The sequence below is a fragment of the Enterococcus cecorum DSM 20682 = ATCC 43198 genome (genome assembly GCF_000407565.1).
GTDB classification, from domain to species: domain Bacteria; phylum Bacillota; class Bacilli; order Lactobacillales; family Enterococcaceae; genus Enterococcus_E; species Enterococcus_E cecorum.
On sequence record NZ_ASWI01000003.1, the window covers coordinates 442,350 to 459,208 of the forward strand.

General features: G+C 35.9%; 19 protein-coding genes and 1 pseudogene. 14 read left to right on the forward strand and 6 right to left on the reverse strand.

The features are described from left to right. Window positions 1-11: 11 nt before the first annotated feature. From I567_RS02900 to I567_RS02910, 3 genes are all read left to right on the forward strand, one after another. Window positions 12-707, forward strand: a complete 696-nt coding sequence (locus tag I567_RS02900; RefSeq protein WP_016250747.1) for a Crp/Fnr family transcriptional regulator — start codon at window positions 12-14, stop codon at window positions 705-707. A 116-nt stretch (window positions 708-823) separates the two neighbouring features. Continuing rightward, window positions 824-1,837 (forward strand): adenosine deaminase, encoded by a 1,014-nt coding sequence (gene add, locus I567_RS02905; RefSeq protein ID WP_016250748.1) that lies wholly within the window; start codon window positions 824-826, stop codon window positions 1,835-1,837. A gap of 102 nt (window positions 1,838-1,939) precedes the next feature. Next, window positions 1,940-2,575, forward strand: a complete 636-nt coding sequence (locus tag I567_RS02910) for a YczE/YyaS/YitT family protein (protein ID WP_016250749.1) — start codon at window positions 1,940-1,942, stop codon at window positions 2,573-2,575. A gap of 121 nt (window positions 2,576-2,696) precedes the next feature. Here I567_RS02910 and I567_RS02915 read toward each other — a convergent pair whose 3' ends face one another. Both I567_RS02915 and I567_RS02920 read right to left on the reverse strand, forming a co-directional pair. After that, window positions 2,697-3,284: a TetR/AcrR family transcriptional regulator gene (locus I567_RS02915; RefSeq protein ID WP_016250750.1), complete on the reverse strand. Its 588-nt coding sequence runs from the start codon at window positions 3,282-3,284 to the stop codon at window positions 2,697-2,699. Window positions 3,285-3,686: 402 nt separating this feature from the next. Further along, window positions 3,687-4,292: a TetR/AcrR family transcriptional regulator gene (locus I567_RS02920; RefSeq protein WP_016250751.1), complete on the reverse strand. Its 606-nt coding sequence runs from the start codon at window positions 4,290-4,292 to the stop codon at window positions 3,687-3,689. A gap of 164 nt (window positions 4,293-4,456) precedes the next feature. On the opposite strand from I567_RS02920, the gene I567_RS02925 reads away from it, so the two are divergent. The 10 genes from I567_RS02925 (at window position 4,457) to I567_RS02970 (ending at window position 14,305) form a co-directional block, all read left to right on the forward strand. Further along, window positions 4,457-5,347, forward strand: coding sequence for an ABC transporter ATP-binding protein (locus I567_RS02925; protein WP_016250752.1), 891 nt, complete (start codon window positions 4,457-4,459; stop codon window positions 5,345-5,347). 12 nt (window positions 5,348-5,359) lie between these two features. Next, a complete protein-coding gene (locus I567_RS02930; RefSeq protein ID WP_016250753.1) occupies window positions 5,360-6,967 on the forward strand; it encodes an ABC transporter permease in 1,608 nt (535 codons plus the stop codon). A gap of 231 nt (window positions 6,968-7,198) precedes the next feature. Beyond that, the gene (locus I567_RS02935) at window positions 7,199-7,516 is read left to right on the forward strand and encodes a DeoR/GlpR family DNA-binding transcription regulator (RefSeq protein ID WP_016250755.1); all 318 of its coding nucleotides are present in this window, start codon (window positions 7,199-7,201) and stop codon (window positions 7,514-7,516) included. Between the two features lie 65 nt (window positions 7,517-7,581). Further along, entirely contained in the window at window positions 7,582-8,394 is an 813-nt protein-coding gene (locus I567_RS02940) for a tRNA 2-thiocytidine biosynthesis TtcA family protein (protein WP_016250756.1), read from the forward strand. A gap of 30 nt (window positions 8,395-8,424) precedes the next feature. After that, window positions 8,425-8,859, forward strand: coding sequence for a hypothetical protein (locus tag I567_RS02945; protein WP_016250757.1), 435 nt, complete (start codon window positions 8,425-8,427; stop codon window positions 8,857-8,859). Beyond that, on the forward strand, window positions 8,828-9,325 hold the full coding sequence (locus I567_RS02950; protein WP_016250758.1) for a hypothetical protein: 498 nt from the start codon (window positions 8,828-8,830) through the stop codon (window positions 9,323-9,325). The genes I567_RS02945 and I567_RS02950 overlap by 32 nt, the downstream gene beginning before the upstream one ends. 12 nt (window positions 9,326-9,337) lie before the next feature. Then, window positions 9,338-9,589: an IS1096 element passenger TnpR family protein gene (locus I567_RS02955; RefSeq protein ID WP_018345298.1), complete on the forward strand. Its 252-nt coding sequence runs from the start codon at window positions 9,338-9,340 to the stop codon at window positions 9,587-9,589. Between the two features lie 209 nt (window positions 9,590-9,798). Continuing rightward, a complete protein-coding gene (locus tag I567_RS02960) occupies window positions 9,799-11,001 on the forward strand; it encodes an MFS transporter (RefSeq protein WP_016250760.1) in 1,203 nt (400 codons plus the stop codon). Window positions 11,002-11,039: 38 nt separating this feature from the next. Beyond that, window positions 11,040-12,614: an ATP-binding cassette domain-containing protein gene (locus tag I567_RS02965; protein WP_248636717.1), complete on the forward strand. Its 1,575-nt coding sequence runs from the start codon at window positions 11,040-11,042 to the stop codon at window positions 12,612-12,614. 161 nt (window positions 12,615-12,775) lie between these two features. Next, a complete protein-coding gene (locus I567_RS02970) occupies window positions 12,776-14,305 on the forward strand; it encodes an ATP-binding cassette domain-containing protein (RefSeq protein ID WP_016250762.1) in 1,530 nt (509 codons plus the stop codon). A gap of 64 nt (window positions 14,306-14,369) precedes the next feature. Here the strand turns inward: I567_RS02970 and I567_RS02975 are convergent. The 4 genes and pseudogenes from I567_RS02975 to I567_RS02985 form a co-directional block, all read right to left on the reverse strand. Continuing rightward, window positions 14,370-14,703 (reverse strand): annotated as a pseudogene (locus I567_RS02975) (DUF1905 domain-containing protein). Window positions 14,704-14,720: 17 nt separating this feature from the next. Then, the gene (locus I567_RS02980) at window positions 14,721-15,080 is read right to left on the reverse strand and encodes a DUF2200 domain-containing protein (protein WP_016250764.1); all 360 of its coding nucleotides are present in this window, start codon (window positions 15,078-15,080) and stop codon (window positions 14,721-14,723) included. A gap of 12 nt (window positions 15,081-15,092) precedes the next feature. Continuing rightward, complete coding sequence (locus tag I567_RS13105) at window positions 15,093-15,263, reverse strand: hypothetical protein (RefSeq protein WP_154647258.1); 171 nt, start codon at window positions 15,261-15,263, stop codon at window positions 15,093-15,095. Window positions 15,264-15,307: 44 nt separating this feature from the next. Next, window positions 15,308-15,823, reverse strand: coding sequence for a hypothetical protein (locus I567_RS02985; protein ID WP_016250765.1), 516 nt, complete (start codon window positions 15,821-15,823; stop codon window positions 15,308-15,310). A gap of 149 nt (window positions 15,824-15,972) precedes the next feature. Between I567_RS02985 and I567_RS02990 the strand changes: the two genes are divergently transcribed. Then, window positions 15,973-16,833: a DMT family transporter gene (locus I567_RS02990; RefSeq protein WP_016250766.1), complete on the forward strand. Its 861-nt coding sequence runs from the start codon at window positions 15,973-15,975 to the stop codon at window positions 16,831-16,833. Window positions 16,834-16,859 lie beyond the last annotated feature (26 nt).

Here is a 16,859-nt window from a genome sequence, read left to right on the forward strand (position 1 = left end):
TAGGTGATCAAATGGATGAATTAGAAAAATTATGGCATCAATATCGTACAGAAATGACGTTTAATGTGGGTGTGCTACCGGAAAGTTTAAATCAACAGGGGACTGTTTTGACTTTTGCACCTAAATCGACAGTGTGTTTGCGAGGTAGTTTTCCAGAATATATTTACTTTGTATTATCAGGAGAAGCGGTAGGGCTAAGAGAGTATATCAATGGGCAAGAATACAGTTATTTCCAGTTAAATGCTGAAAATGGTGTCGTGGGGTTATTGGAAGTACTGGCCCATAAAAAGCATCATATTGCGACAGTGGTGGCAAAAACAGAATTGCAAGTGTTGCGTCTGCCTGCTAGTACGGTCTATCGTATCTTACAAAATGATTTGCCCCTTTTACGTAAGTGTTTAGCATGGTTGGCTCAAGATTTTTACGCTCGTTCTGGCAATGATGGACTCTTTTATTATTCCAAAGCGATTGATCGGGTGCGCTTCTTTTTGGCTAGCTTCTATGAAAAGCATCACCGTAGCAAAGAGCGGCTATTGATTCCGGTATCTTATCAGGAAATCGCGAAGCAGTTAGGTTTGAGTGAGCGTACAGTCGGCCGAAGTATCCAAACTTTAAAGCAAGGCGCAGAAATCACGGTTGATAAGAAGAAAATTTATTTGTCCAATCAACAATATATGCAACTCTTAACTAAAATTGAAATTGATTGAGAAAAGATGAGTTTTCGGGCTCATCTTTTTTGATTAGAATTTACTAATCTAACTTTTAAAACCGAATATTTTTGCTATAATCTCTAACAATATACATTTTTTAAAGAGTGATTTTGATGGAAAAAGCATTATTACAACGTGTTCCAAAAGTAGAGTTACATTGTCATTTAGATGGTTCGATTTCGATGGCTTGTTTAGAGAAAATGGCGAAAAAAGATGGCTATCCCCTGGAAAATTTAGCTAAGGTTCATGCGCCTAAAAAATGTCAAAACTTACAGGCATATTTAGATAGTTTTGATGCGGTATTGCCATTACTACAAAGCGAAGAAAACTTAACAATGGCCGCCTACGATTTAGTTGAGCAAGTGAGTAGAGAGAATGTTCGTTATCTAGAAATACGTTTTGCACCACTTTTACATACCCATCAAGGCTTAAGTGTGTCTCAAATTCTCGATGCTGTATGTCTGGGGATTGAGCAAGGCATGCAAGATTATGAGGTGGAAGTGAATTTGATTATTTCAGCCATGCGTCATCATAGCAATGAACGCAATCTTGATCTTGTAGAAAAGGTCTGTTCGATGCAACAAGCGCGTGTGGTTGGCTTTGATTATGCAGGTGATGAGCGAGATGATTTAGGCGAGCGTGGAGAAGTTGTCGCTTTGGCTAAGAATAAGCAATTGCAAATTACCTTACATGCTGGTGAATGTGGGTGTGCCCATCACGTGGTTGAAGCGATTCATCTTGGAGCGACTCGAATTGGCCATGGTGTAGCGATTAAAGATGACTTAAAAGCTTTAGATTTGTGTGTCCAAAAAGGCACTTTATTAGAGATTTGTCCAACGAGTAATCTGCAGACTAGTGCAGTCGATACCCTCGAAAATTATCCTTATCCGCTCTTTGTGGAGAAAAAAGTGAAATTTTGCGTCAATACTGATAATCGCACCGTTTCGAATACAAGTTTAATAAATGAGTATGCTTTATTAAATCAATATTTTGGTTTTGATTTGTCTATGATGCAAAAAACAAATATAGATGCGATTCAGGCGAGTTTCGCTCATCCAACGACAAAAGAACGAATTTGCCGTGAATTAAAGCAAAAATATCAGGAATTGATGCACGAAAATAATTAAATACCAAATGTAATCCTTTTCAAATCAGGACAATTGACCTTTTCTATACAATTCGAGTTGAATATACTATAATTGAAAGATGTTGGAAAGGAGCAAGCCCTGATGTTGAAAAATATTCAAGTTTCTCAGTTAGTAAAGATTATTGTAGGAACATTACTTGTCGCTTTAGGAATTACGTTAATGATTACGAGCCAATTAGGGGTGGATACCTTAAGTGTTGCCCTATTTGGTATAATGAATTTTATTCCGTGGAAATTTGGCTACTTAACATTAACTTTTAATTTAATTATTTTAGCTTTTGCCCTATTTTTTGATCGCCAACAAGTTGGACTTGGTAGTTTTGCGAATGCCTTTGGGGTAGGCTTAACCGTAAATGCTTTGACGCCCATTTTAACAGCCAATGAATTTTTAACTAGTCATACGTATTTAACGATGATTTTAGGAATTGTCGTTTATGGATTAGGTGTAGGAATTTATGTTGCTGGTAATCTCGGTTCGGCTGCGATAGAGTGTTTGACCATGATGATTGTGAAGGCTACAAAATTCCCATTGCGTTATGTGCGGATTAGCTTAGATGCTTTAATGGTTGTCATCGGATTACTCTTAGGTAGTCAAAGCTTTGGCATCGGCACGATTATTTGTGTCATCACTACTGGTTTCATTATGGAGCGTGTGTTGATATTCTTTGAGAGATTAGAGCAAAAAGCCCAAGATAGTTTGATTTCTCAAGTTAAATAATAGATAAGTCAAAAAGAAGTCTTGATGATTATCTGCATCGATAGCTATCAAGACTTTTTGCGTATTTTGACATAAAAAAATCTAGCCCATAAAAACGAGCTAGATTTATGTAACAATCATATTAAGCTTTGTTGATGTATTCAGTAACATCAAATTTGAATTTCTTACCTTCAGAAATATCTTCAATTAATTGTTGAACTAATTCGATTAATTCTTCACGAGTTAATGTGATGATACCAGCTAATAACATAGTAATTAAGCCGTTAACCACAATCCATGCTTCTAAATGTAATAATTCGAAGTCTTCTTTAGGTAATTTGCTAAAACGACGACTTTGCTTAGATAATTCCTTATAGAACTCTACGGAATATTCATACATGATAGGTCCGCCGCCTTTTGGATCAACAAATAAGGCTTTGAATAATTTAGGTTTTTTCAAGGCGAACTCAACATAGTGAACAGGAGCATCTACAATCAAATCACCTGTGATTGGTTGACTCATAAATTTACGGGTTAAATCTGTTTCAATTTTTTGTAACAGTGTACGCTTTAAGTCTTCCATGTTCTTAAACTCAAGATAGATTGGCTGCGTAGAAATGCCCATCTTCTTGGCTACGTTACGGGCAGTAAACTTTTCAAAACCACTCTCTAAAACAACTTCATGTGCCGCTTTCAATATCTGATCTTTCGTATAAACTTTACGACGCATAACATTCACCCCTTATGCTCTTTTCTATATTTTAACTCAAAACATAATAATTTGTAAAGCGAAAACATAAATAAATTGGTTATTTAAATGAATAAAAAAATTGAATTATAGTATTTTTATCCCCTAAAAATGAACAAGTTGATTATTTTGGAATTGGTTACAAATAACTACCTAAATTTTTGGGGGATGGATGTTTGATAATATAATATTTTATAAAAATAAACCTTAAATAATAAAAGCGAAAGAATAAGATAATTATTTTTTTGACACGAAAAAATAATTATCTTATTTCAGTCCATAATAGTAGAATGAAATCTAAATATTGAAAGTACACATTTCACTGTGTATAATTTGAAAATTATTGATATTTTTTAATGTTTTTTAATATAGCATCCATTTATTTTATTCAGTCTTTGGAGTAGGTGCGATGCCTTTTAATAATACTTCTGTCCAATCTTCAGTAAACGGCAAGGCTTCCTGATAGATTTCTGGATGGGAGAAACCATTAACCATTGCCTGCGTATAAAGTAGTAAAAATTCATCACTGTATTTTTCGTCAATCGCACCTTCTTTGCGTCCTTGTTGCAATAATTTCTTCATTACTCCAAAAGATTCTTGCGTATAATCATTCATTTTTTGAGCCAGTTTTTGGTCGTTTGTTTGGGTATAATAGCGCATTAAATCTAGGTAAAATTGTTGTTCGGTTTGAGCAATCGTATCGACTTTTAGTTGGGTTAATGCCATAAAAGTTTCATTGAAGCTTTTGTTTTTAGCGAGGATGACTTCACTTTTTTGCTTCATTTGATTTAAATAGTAGAAAAAAGTTTCTTGGATGAGGTTTTCCTTGGTTTCAAAATACTTAAAAATGGTGGCTTTAGAAATGGCAGTGGCTTCCACAATTTTTTGAACGGTTAGATTATTAATGCCATTTGGATGATTCATAATTTCTAAAGCTGTTTGTAAAATTTGTTCTCTTTTTTTGGCACTACGCCTTTCAAATCCATTCATTACGATTATCCTTTCCGTCATTTTCTCTATTCAATTATAGCTAAAAAACTAGAATTTGTGAACTGTATTAACGAAATAAGTTCAAATCATATTGACAAGTCAATGCTAGATGTTTATTATTGAACTGAAATTATATTTTTAGTTCAAAAAAGGAGGTGTTTGAAATGGAACCTATTGTAAAAATTGCCCAATTATCCAAAAATTTTGGGAAAACGGTCGCATTAAAAGAAGTCAGTTTTGAAGTTTATCCAGGAGAGGTTGTCGGTTTTATCGGACCAAATTGCGCAGGAAAGTCCACGACCATTCGGATTATGTTGGGATTATTGAAAAAATCTGGTGGTACAGTCACGTTATTTGGTAAGAATGCCTGGCAAGATTCTTTAGCTATTCACGAATCCATCGCTTATGTTCCAGGAGATTTAGCTTTATGGGAGAACTTAACAGGCGGGCAGACGATTGACTTATTGATGAAATTACATGGTAAAGGAAATCAAGCAAAAAAAGAGGAGCTTGTCCAAAAATTTCAGCTAGACTTATCCAAAAAGGTCAAGAGTTATTCAAAAGGAAACCGGCAAAAAGTCGCCTTAATTGCGGCTTTGGCGGTAGATTGTGAGCTTTACATTTTAGATGAACCAACGAGCGGTTTAGATCCTTTAATGGAGAGCGTCTTTCAAGATGAAGTGGCACGCCTCAAAGCAGAGCGAAAGGCCGTCTTGCTATCCTCGCATATCTTGAGTGAAGTGGAACGTTTGGCAGATCGTGTCGTCATTATTCAAGAGGGACGTGTCGTGGAAAGCGGTACATTAGAGCAATTACGCCATTTAACACGCAGTACGGTCCATTTAGCCTTAAAAGAAAATATCGCAGCGTTAGCAAATTTAAGCTTCATTCATGATTGGACGCAAACTGCTCAAAATCAAGCGACCTTTTCGATTGATTATCAGGCCTTAGATGATTTGCTAAAAGAATTAAGTCGCTATCAGGTGCAGAAGTTAGAAATCTTACCACCAACACTAGAAGAATTATTCATGCGTCATTATCAAGTGGAAAAGTAAGGAGGGAGTTCAGTGGATAATAAATTTACCCAAACCTTTGCCTTATTACGTTTTCAATTGCGCCAAAAATGGTTGTGGCTTTCACTTTGGTTGCTTGGATTAACGGCTTTTGCTAGTGGGTATGTCCCTGCTTTTGAAAAAATTGCAGAAGACCAAGGGAAAGTAGGTTTATTTGTTACGATGCAAAACCCTGCTATGACGGCAATTTTCGGGCCATTACCGGTTGATGTAGCGAACAATTATACAGTTGGGGTAATGTATGGACATGAAATGACACTTTTTATCGCTGTCGTCACCATGATGATTGCTGGTAGCTTTATGATTGAGCAGACAAGAAAGACAGAAGAAAATGGTCAGCTAGAAATTCTGAAATCTCTTAGAATTGGTGCTAGGGCTTATAGTATGGCGGCTATTTTACTGGTCTTAATGCATACGATTTTAATGGTCGTACTGATTAGTGGGCTTTTAGTCTCTTATCATGTTCAAACAGTAGATGTTGCTGGCAGTGTGTATTTTGCTAGTTCTATCGGTTTGGCAAGCTTATTGGGTGCAAGTCTCGCTTATGTCTGTGCCCAAATCTTTCCGACCAGTTCACAGGCACGCGGCATTTTCTTTAGTCTTGTCGGTTTGCTTTATTTATTAAGGGCTAGTACCGATGTCAGCAATCTCGATTTTTCTAAAATCAATCCGCTTGCTTGGACTTATTTAGGTCAACCTTTCCTTCGTAATAATTTGAACTACACCTCAGCGTTACTCGTACTCACTTTGGTTTTATTCCTCGTAGGTATGAAACTAGAGAGTCAGCGTGATTTAGGAGCCAGTCTGTTAGCGGCGCGCAAAGGAAAAACACAAGCAAAAGGCTATTTAACGACACCTTTAGGATTTATCTTTTATCTGAATAAAGGAACAATCATTGCTTGGTTAATAGCGGACGTGATGATCGCTTTAATGTATGGTTCGATTTACGGGGATATTGATACTTTTGTGAGCAGCAATGAATTAATCAGCCAAATGTTTACCAATGATGCTTCTAGTTTAATTGATTCTTTCACTTCTTTAGTTATGGTTGTTATGACGGCCATTGGATTAGTGATGCCTTTAGTCGTGGTGCGTAAAGTGCATACGGAAGAAGGCAAATCGCGCTTAGGCTATCTCGTGGTGCATCGAGTAAGTCGCGGCAAAATCTACTTATCTACTTTATTTTTATCGTTGGTGTTTGGTCTACTGGCTATTGCACTGAATGGGGCGAGTCTAGGGATAGCTGCGGTAAGTTCGATGAAGGAAGAGAATTATGATTTTGTATGGACCTGCTTAAAAGCGGCGATGAATCAATGGCCTTTAGTGTGTCTATTTGTTGGTTTGATGTTGTTGAGTTTAAGTTTACCTGCCATTTTTGGTTGGCTCGTCTATGGCTTATTAGGCTATAGTTTTTGTATAACCTATTTTGCAGCCTTGTTAGATTTGCCAAAATGGTTGGTGCATACGTCGCTATTTGATCCATTAGCCAAGATGCCAATGGAAAAATTTGCTACGGTACCATTCGTTGGCTTAAGCGTTGCTGGCATAGTGGCGATGTTGATTGGCTGGTGGCTATTTATGCACAAAGAAATCAAAGTATAGAAAAAAACGCCATCTTAGTGTAAAAGCTAAGGTGGTTTTTTGTGCCAAATTTGCTTGATGTTCATTGAGAAAAAGGTCACAATCTGATTTTAGATTATGCTATAATGGTTTCAAAATGATTGATAAGGAGGGGTTTGATGAATTTAGGAATGGCAACCGAAACATTGGAATTTAAAAAGTCGACTTCAGAAATCAAAGAAGCGATTCAATCTATTGGTGCAAAACTATAAGATGTCAGGTGTTCGCTATGAGTTTCAAAAGAAGAAAACAGGTTTTGTCGTTTGCTTTTACCGTAATAAGATGAGTACTGTTCATGACGCTTATGATATGCTAGAAGATGGAGATAAAAAGCCGATAAAAAATCATCAGGCTTATTCGAAAAATGATAGATTAACGATAGAACAAGAAAGAATCGCCAAAATTATCGACTATATCAATGTACACGGAGAAATTACGAATAGAGAAGCAAGAGAACTATTAGGTTTGGCCGATTCTACTACAAAGCGATTTTTACGACAAATGGTAGCGCAGTCCTTGCTAGTGGTTTAAGGAACACGCAAAATGACTAGATATCGATTAGCATCAAAGAATGAATAGGTTGGAAAGGAATCAATATGGGAACAACACATAAAAAAGACAATCAACGTTATTATAATCCAATTCGAAAAGCAATATTAAATTACAAAATGATTGAACCAGGAGAAAAAGTTGCGATTGGCTTATCTGGAGGAAAAGATAGTACGACACTACTTTATTTGCTAGATACGATTAAAAAACAGCAGCGTCTAGGCTTTGATTTTGATATTCATCCAATGGTTTTAGATATGGGGATGGATATGGATTTAACCCCGCTTAAGGAATTTTGTGCCTCTTTAGGGTACGAATTAGATATTGTACCGACTGATATTGCCAAGATTGTATTTGATATCAGACAAGAGAAGAATCCATGCTCTTTATGTGCGAATTTGCGCCGCGGAATTCTTTATCAAACGGCTAAAGAGCGCGGCTGTAGCAAGGTTGCACTTGGTCACCACTTAGATGATGCGATTGAAACTTTTATGATGAATTGGTTATTCCACGGTGAATTTCGTAGTTTTGAACCGATAACTTATCTCACACGCAGCGAGGTTTCGATTATCCGTCCAATGTTATATGTAGAAGAAACTGCCATTAAGCATTTTGTGCAACGTGAAGGGCTACCGGTGATTTTTAACCCGTGTCCTGCCGATAAAAAGACCAAACGAGAAGAGATGAAGCAATTGGTCAGTCGTTTAAGTGAGACTTATCCAGAAGTACGTCAAAAATTCTTAAAAGGGATGGAAACGGGCACTTACGAAAACTTTTGGACACCAAAGCTAGTGGATGCTCCAAATAAAAATGTAAACGTTACTGAGAGTGAAAGTGACCCCCACTGCCAGTGCCACTAATAAAAAAACATGAATATTGGAGGAAAAGAGATGGATATTTCAAAATTAACCATAGAAGATAAGGCACAAATTTCTGGGGAGTATTTTCTAAATTATAGTTTTAATCGTTACGAAAATCAGCTGATAGATCTTGAAACACTTTCGTCTGGGCTGGACTTTTTTGATTTCAACCTGACAGGAGAAGAAACAATCCCGCAAAGAGCGAATAAAGTGGCCCAATTACTCGATTATTTGAAAGATACACCGGAAGTACAAGAGGATGACTTTGTAGAGACTTTTCCGTATTATGAAAATGCCGATGAATTACAAGAAGCGATGGAAGACCTGCTTCAGTTCCGTTTTTTATTAAAAGAAGATGATGAAAGGCTTTATGAATTGATATTGAATGAAACGGACTTTCGTGAATCCTTGGAATTTGCAGAAGTTGGTGATTATGCTACCTTTTTTCAATCTTGTAGCAAGTGATATAGAATTAGCGCTTTATATCAATTATTTGACGAAAATCTATCAAGCTGTACGTGAACAACAAATTTCAAGCGCGATTCATGATTTTGATGAGTTGCCAATTGTGACGCAACGCTTAATTCAAAAAATGGATGCTGGAATTTTGTCGCAACAAGCCCTCCGTATGATGGATTTAGCTCTTGCTCGTTTGGAACCAGAGATTAGTGAAGCCTTAGCCGAAAATATAGAGAGTTATTTAGCATCTAGTGATAAAGAGAATATCCTAGAGATTATAGATGCTATGGATGAAGAGGAACTAAGTCAAGCTTTGGATGCAATGAGTGATGACGATGTGGATGATATACTTATGGCGATGATAGATGATTTATCGAATGAAGACTATGACATGTATAACTATATCTTTAAAATCTATCCTAAAGGTTTTGGGCGCCAAGTATATCGAATCATTCAAATGGTAGGAAATTAATCATTAGAAGATTTGTTAGTGACCTTTTTAGATTCGATGAAATTTGATTTTACACACCTTTATCGCTTTGAAGTGGATGGTTTATCTTATGAACGAAGCGAGGAATATATGGATGTGTTTTCTGAATTGGGTTCTGAAACGACCTTGGATTCCTTGGTATTGGAAGAAAATGAAGTGTTTGAAGCCATTTATGATTTTGATGCTTATTGGCGATTTGTTTTTAAGGTTCAAAAGATGGAAGAAATTAAAGATGAACAAGATTAGTGGCCAACTAAAGTGCTAAAAGAAACAGGCTACATTGAACAATATCCGGAATATTGAAAAAGAGAGGGTTCCTGAAATGGATATTTTGGGACCTTCTTTTTATGGTGTCCAGATTTAAAATGAGAATAAAATGATATTGTGATATTTACTTTATCATTTTTTTGGTATATTTTAATTATCATTCGTTTTTTTTTAGGAGGGAAAGATAATTGAAATTTAGTCATTACACAGCTAATTTTAAGCACCTGATTTTAGGTCGCTCTGTAAGAAATATTGCTGATAGTTTTTATCTAGTAGCACTATCTTTAGGATTAGTGGCCGTCTATCACATTGATGCTGTAAATTTGTCCTTATTTACGTTAGTTGGAATGTTGCCGAATTTGTTTGCTTTTTTATACGGAACCTACCTACATCAATTGAAAAAAGATAGGGCTTGGTTGCTGACTTTTCAAACAGCACAGTTATTTATCATGTTATTGATTATTGCAACCCTTTATTTTAACGGATCGATTTACTTGATGTATGGTTTGAATTTTCTATTTAGTTTGACTACCAGTTTGTTAAATACGATTCAGATGAAAGTCATACCAGCTACTTTAGATAATAATGATGAATTGATTAACGCTTCAATTGATATTCAATATGTCGCAAGTAATGTGATTGATATTATCAGTAACTTTATTGCTTCGGTATTACTAACCTTTTTATCGTATTTATTGCTGATGGATTTAAGTATCCCATTCTTTATTGGGGCGATTTACTTTATGTTCCGATTGAAGATTAAGGATGCCTATTTTGCTAATGAAAACAAGGCTGATGAGAAATCAGAAGAGCAGCGCATTCGTACCAAACAATCTTTACAGGAATTCTTTAGTGAAAAACGAGCTTCCTTCATTATTTGCACAGAAGCTATCTTGAGTGGAGGCACCGATCTTTTACTCACGCTAGCGCCACTGTACTTGTTAGCAGAAAAGATCCCGTTGACTTATCTAGGGATTGTCATTGCTACCAGACGTGCAGCCGATTTATTAGGCGCCATGGCAGCTCCTAAAATCAAAATGAATCCTTATCATTTCTTCAGCGTGGACTATATGATTTCTGGACTGGCGCTATTACTGATTTTCATTGTACCCCAACCATTACTGAAATTAGTCTGCCTATTCGTTGCCTTCTTTGTTATTGGTATTTCTGGTAATATATTTGAAAAGATGGTTTACGAAGCATATGATCATTCGAAAATGGCTTTGGTTTTTTCAGTGATTTCTAGTTTGTATACCGCTTTTGGTATTATTTTCTTATTAGTTCCTACCGTATATGATAATATCACGGTATTAGGTATTGTTATCAATGTAGCTACCATTTTTGTTGGTATCTGGTTGTGGATTCGAAATCAGGTGACAAAAAAGCGTTGAAATGAATTTAGATAGGAATGTTTAGGATGAAATCAGTAATGTATGATTTACGTAAGCTTATAGGGTTACAGTTCATTTTTTCAACATTATGGACATTAACTAATGTATGTTTGCCTTACATGAATATGCTTTTGTTTAATCACGTGAGCCATCTCACGTTAAAATTAGTTATCTTTTTGTGTATTGGTTATTTCAGTCTTATTTTGGCAAATTCTTTTTTTCAAGATAAGTATCAATCTTTAGAATGGAAGATATCTGCAGAATTTCGGCGAATCATGCAAACTAGGATTTTTCGTAAAATTCTATCGCAGTCTAATCGAAACTATCAAAGTCATAGTCAATCAGGCTATCTAGCTATTTTTACTAATAATATTGAAGTGCTAGATGAAGAATACTTAAGTCCATTCATCGACATGTTGCGAGCTATGATTGAAATTATTTTCTACACAGGTGCTTTAATTCTATTTGTCGATTGGAAAATTGCAGTAGTGGTTCTATTGGCTTCATTATTTGCCTCGGTATTGCCGAAATATACGGCAGAAAAATTATCAACTTTACGAAAAAATCAATTAGAAGCCTATGAACAATATGTCAAACAATTGAGTACATTTTTAAAAGGCAAGTCGCTATTTACACCGTTTACTTTTTTGAATTTAACTAAGCGTCATGATTATTATGCAGAAAGCAACCAAAGTAGTTTATATGATTACGGACGTTTTAAGACCTTTGCAAATGTAATGAGTGGTTTAGCAATGTTTATTGTCAATTTTTTGGCCTTTGTGATGGTGGCAGTGATTTTATATCGTAAAGAATTATCTGTAGGTGCAGCGGTGGCCACTTTTTCTTATGTTACCAACTTTGTCTATCCCATTCGATATATTCTAACGGATGTGAATGCCTTACACGCTTCCAAAAAAGCACGTCAGGAAATGGAAAATTGGTTGCAAGCAGAAGAAATGAGCATTAGAAATCAGACAAAATATCCATTTGAAAGCCTAGAAATTTGTGATTTAAATTTACAAACGCCAGAAGGTAAGCAGTTATTCCAACATTTAAATTTAAAACTACTGGCAGGAGAAAAGATTGCATTAGTTGGTCCAAATGCTAGTGGTAAATCCACATTATTGCAATACATTTATCAACGAGAGTCATCTGCTGCGATTATTTGGAATCAAGGCAAGGTTCAGGAAGGTGAAATAGATGATTTTGTTGAATATATGGGGCAAGAATCCGTAGTGTTTGAAGATACTGTAGCCAATAATTTAACCTTGTTTGGCAGTTATCCGCTAAAAAAGGAGCTATTGGCCTATCTTCCTTCAGACTTTGATGAAAATAGCTACTTATCTCCAGAAACAATGAGTGGTGGAGAAAAACAAATGATTGCGCTATTACGTGCGTTACATGCCAATAAAGGTTTGCTGCTTTTGGATGAACCTTTTGCGGCACTAAGTCAAGAAATGTCCGAAAAATATACAAATTTATTATTACAACAAAAAGACCTGACTATCTTAATGATTACGCATGATAAGCGAGTGAATTATTTAGAACAGTTTCAACAAATATGGCAAGTAGAGCGTCAGAATATCAAAATAATTGTAGACGAGAAAAATTGAATGAAAATGAGAAAATTCAGAAAATTCTATTGACAAGAATCCATGAAAAGAATAGCCTTTTATTAAGGAATGTGGTTTTACTGACTACATTTCTAAAGGTGGTGAAAGCAATGAACAATACATTTAACACTCAAATTTTTTAATAAAGAGAGGTTATTTGTATGATAAAAAAATTAATTTCAAGAAAAGTTTTTGTTGTCTATTTTATATTCATTGCACTTACTTGGTTAGAAGCGGTGGTAAATCCGTGGTTAGTGAGTCGAATTGTTGAGCTCTTTCAACAACGTCAACTACATCTATTGTGGCAAGCCCTTGTTTTTGGGGTGATTGGCAATTTGCTGATATTAATCGGACTTACTGGGAAACGTTACTACTTCGCCAAATTGATAGCTGAATTTTCCTATCATTTAAAACAAAAGATCACCCAACATTTTTTGTATGGTCAACAAATAGAGAATGATGCATTTTTGGCGGATATCGAAAAAGATGTTCCACAATTAGAAGAAACCTATGTCGAACCACTAGTGATTGTTATGGCTTCTCTAGGATTTACCAGTATCTCCATTATCTATGCACTAGTTACCAATTTTTATCTAGGCTTAGTTTTTGTTTTCTTCTATGCAATTCCGGCAATTTTTGCTAGGTTTGGTGGAAAACAACTTGATGATTTATCACAAGCGAAGATGCAGGCGAACCAACGCTATCTCCAATCGTTAACGGATGTGCTAAAAGGTATTCGAGTCATTCGGAATTATGGCGTACAAACTTTTTTTGAAACGAGATTAACGGCTAAATTATCAACAAGTACCGAAGAAAATTTAAAGTTTGAAAAGAAACGCTCACTAAACAGTTTTGTTATCAATGGGTTGGACACTTTTTGTTCGTTAATCCCTATTATTATTGGTGGGGTGATGTGTTATTATCAACAACTCTCTCCAGCACAATTTGTAGCCATTTATCTTGTCAGTTATAATATTGGCTATCAGTTTCAAGAATTAGCTTATTTTTTAAATACGTTACAGGGAAGCAAGGGACTGCGTGAAAAGTATGCGCCCATTCTAGAAGAAGTTAGTCCAAGTGAAAAGAAGACCGTGGATACATTATTTCCAATTACTTTTGAAGATGTTTCTTTTTCCTATGAACACAAGCCAATCTTAAAGCATTTTTCATGTGAGATTCGTCAAGGCGAAAAAGTAGTGATTATTGGTGAAAGTGGTGTAGGAAAAACGACTTTGCTAGATTTGCTGTTTGGGGATTTAAAGCCGACTTCAGGTAAAATTCTTTTTGCAGGTCAAGAACTATCACCAGCACAAAGAAAACAACTCATCGGCTATGTATTACAAGATAATTATTGCTTTAGTGAGTTAACGATGGCTGAAAATATTGCTTTATCTGCTGATTTTAAAGTGGAAAGTGTGCATCAACTTTTACAAAAAGTACAATTAAATAAGGAATATGATCAACTGCCAACACTATCTGGTGGTGAGCGACAAAGAATGGAAATTGCGCGTATGTTGTATCATGAAAAAAATATGATTTTAGCTGATGAAGTGAAGGCTAATTTAGATGCGCAGACGATGGCAAAAATTGATGAATTACTTTTTGCACTTCCACAAACAATCGTTGAAGTTCGGCATCATTATTCCAAGACAGATTTAGAACGTTATGATCAAGTAATTCAATTAAGTTAACAATAAATAAATATCCCAGCTAGATTCATGTAGGTCTAGCCGGGATTTTTTGTGCTTTGAAAATTTAAAATACAGGTTGGAAGGAAATAGTCAGGGTATCACCAACATCTTTTTGAAGTTCTTCACGAATATCTTTGCGGACGCCGAGAATATAACAGACACTGCCATCCGGATTTTTTACCCCCCATATTGACAATGCTACCTTCATAATAGACCGTTTCAAAATAGACTCTGACCTTTAAGCGACCTTTGCCGAAGTATTCTTTAATATTGACGGGCACGCGGACATAAGCGCCCCCTTTGCCCACTTCAGACGCTTCAATCACACTGGTAAATTGATAAGCGGCTTCTTGTGGAGAAAAGTGAGTATAATTTGTGAAATCTTGTATTGAATCCATTATCACATCTTTTCAAGCTAATCTTGACGCAGAATTTTTTCCATTTTTTTGCCTTTTGCGAGTTCATCAATTAATTTATCTAAATATCGAATTTGTTGCATCAATGGGTTTTCGATATCTTCTACACGATAGCCACAGCTGACGCCCTTAATAAGTTTTGCGTTAGGATTGATTTGTGGGGCTTCTTGAAAGAAAGTTTGATAATCGACTTTATTTTCTAATTGTTGCGCAAGTTGTTCTGGTGTGTAGCCTGTTAACCAACAAATAATTTCATCGACCTCTGCCTGGGTGCGGTTTTTGCGCTCAGCTTTTTGAACAAGTAGAGGATAGACACTGGCAAAATTCATCTTATAGACACGTTCCATATTTGTAGCCATTTATAATTCCTCCTATTTGACTACGCTATATTCATCAATTGTCTTGCCATTTTCATCTTTTAAGACTAGCCAGCTGTTTGTTCCGGCAAAGTATAGAAAATGTCCGACCTCATTGACGCTTTTTAAGATAATATCTTCAGTTGTGACATTATCCTTGATTTTATCCGCTTGTTCTTGACGCAAGGTTAAAGCGAATCGCGCACCAAAGCCAAGTGAACCATCTTTATTTAATGCGCTTCAGGCATTAAAGTCGCACCCGCTAAAATACGAAATTCATTGCGCTTTTGCCAGTAGACTGTGGCTTTACTATTGAAATCATCAACATAAAAAGGAATTGTTGCGAACTCTTTTTTAAAACGATGTTGGGCTTTTTGACCAGGGCGTTTTGGTTTGGCATCAAATTGAATCGCAAAAGGTCGTAAAATAGCTGTGATTTGTTCCACGATTGGCTGGTATTCTTTTTGATAATGCGCTGGAATGGCATATTCGCCTTTGAAAAATTCATTGGCAATGACTCGTCTAAAAATCTCCATTTCTCCCTCTTGAAGTTGGATAGCTAGGCAACGGTGCATTTCTTCTGGTAGTGCTTCGGTCATCAAGTGCCACTTACCTTTTTTATCGGTATACAGTTGAACCACATCTGCTTGTACAGCTTCAAAAATGGGTAAAAATTGGATAGTCAATTGCTGATTGGGGGTTTGAATTTGGGCTGTGCTTTCTTGAATTTTTAGTGTTAATTCCATCGATTTCCTCCAAAGGTCATTTTCTTTTATATTATCAAGTTTTATCTTATAATGCATGAAAAATACTTAGGTGTCTTGACTTTTAAAAATTTTTTACATTAGAATATAAGAAATAAGTTTTGTTGGTTATCTATTTGAGGAGTGATTGGATGAAAAATCAAAAGGATGCACGTGCGTTGTTGGTCTTTTCAATGGCGATTTTTGGAACATTAGGGTTATTTGTCCGTAATATTCAGCTATCTTCAGAGGCCTTGGCGTTTTATCGAGCTGTTTTAGCAGCGGTGTTAATTGGCGGCTTTTTATTCGTTACTAAGCAAAAAATCCAGGTGAAACAGTTCAAAAAAGAGTTGCCAATCCTACTTTTATCTGGGGTGGCGATGGGTTTTAACTGGATTTTACTTTTTGAAGCGTATAAGTATACTACGGTTTCGATAGCGACTTTAAGTTATTACTTTGCACCGGTATTGGTTACGCTTGCCTGCCCATTATTGTTTAAAGAAAAGATGACGGCGAAAAATTGGCTTTGTTTTATCATGTCGACATTAGGAATTGTGTTGATAACAGGAATAGGTGATTTTAGTCAAGGGAAGTCCAATATTGTAGGGATTCTTTTTGGATTAGGTGCTGCTTGCTTTTACGCGACAGTTATATTGCTTAATAAGTTTATCAAAAATGTAGGCGGTATCCAGCGAACCTTCTTACAATTTTTATCGGCAATTTTGATTTTAATCCCTTATGTTGGCTTTACGAGTGGGTTTTCACTAGGCCAGTTAACTACAATAGGATGGATTTGCCTTTTAATTGTTGGTTTAGTACATACGGGAGTGACCTATTGTTTTTACTTTTCAGCGTTAAAAGAGCTTCCTGGACAAAAAGCAGCGATACTAAGCTATATTGATCCTTTAGTGGCCGTTTGCATCTCTGTCTTTATCCTTGGTGAACCATTAACACTTTTACAATTTGTTGGAGGAGCTTTGATTTTAGGTTTCACACTATGGAATGAATTATAAAAAATACGGCGCAGATATTTGAATTC

Excerpts from the sequence above, each read along its gene's own strand:
- I567_RS02945 (WP_016250757.1), top strand. The coding sequence starts at position 8,425 with ATGGATATTTCAAAATTAACCATAGAAGATAAGGCACAAATTTCTGGG.
- add (WP_016250748.1), top strand. The coding sequence starts at position 824 with ATGGAAAAAGCATTATTACAACGTGTTCCAAAAGTAGAGTTACATTGT.
- I567_RS02900 (WP_016250747.1), top strand. The coding sequence starts at position 12 with ATGGATGAATTAGAAAAATTATGGCATCAATATCGTACAGAAATGACG.
- I567_RS02910 (WP_016250749.1), top strand. The coding sequence starts at position 1,940 with ATGTTGAAAAATATTCAAGTTTCTCAGTTAGTAAAGATTATTGTAGGA.
- I567_RS02950 (WP_016250758.1), top strand. The coding sequence starts at position 8,828 with ATGCTACCTTTTTTCAATCTTGTAGCAAGTGATATAGAATTAGCGCTT.
- I567_RS02980 (WP_016250764.1), bottom strand. The coding sequence starts at position 15,080 with ATGGCTACAAATATGGAACGTGTCTATAAGATGAATTTTGCCAGTGTC.
- I567_RS02965 (WP_248636717.1), top strand. The coding sequence starts at position 11,040 with ATGTATGATTTACGTAAGCTTATAGGGTTACAGTTCATTTTTTCAACA.
- I567_RS02940 (WP_016250756.1), top strand. The coding sequence starts at position 7,582 with ATGGGAACAACACATAAAAAAGACAATCAACGTTATTATAATCCAATT.
- I567_RS02925 (WP_016250752.1), top strand. The coding sequence starts at position 4,457 with ATGGAACCTATTGTAAAAATTGCCCAATTATCCAAAAATTTTGGGAAA.
- I567_RS02935 (WP_016250755.1), top strand. The coding sequence starts at position 7,199 with ATGTCAGGTGTTCGCTATGAGTTTCAAAAGAAGAAAACAGGTTTTGTC.
- I567_RS02915 (WP_016250750.1), bottom strand. The coding sequence starts at position 3,284 with ATGCGTCGTAAAGTTTATACGAAAGATCAGATATTGAAAGCGGCACAT.
- I567_RS02990 (WP_016250766.1), top strand. The coding sequence starts at position 15,973 with ATGAAAAATCAAAAGGATGCACGTGCGTTGTTGGTCTTTTCAATGGCG.
- I567_RS02985 (WP_016250765.1), bottom strand. The coding sequence starts at position 15,823 with ATGGAATTAACACTAAAAATTCAAGAAAGCACAGCCCAAATTCAAACC.
- I567_RS02970 (WP_016250762.1), top strand. The coding sequence starts at position 12,776 with ATGATAAAAAAATTAATTTCAAGAAAAGTTTTTGTTGTCTATTTTATA.
- I567_RS02920 (WP_016250751.1), bottom strand. The coding sequence starts at position 4,292 with ATGAATGGATTTGAAAGGCGTAGTGCCAAAAAAAGAGAACAAATTTTA.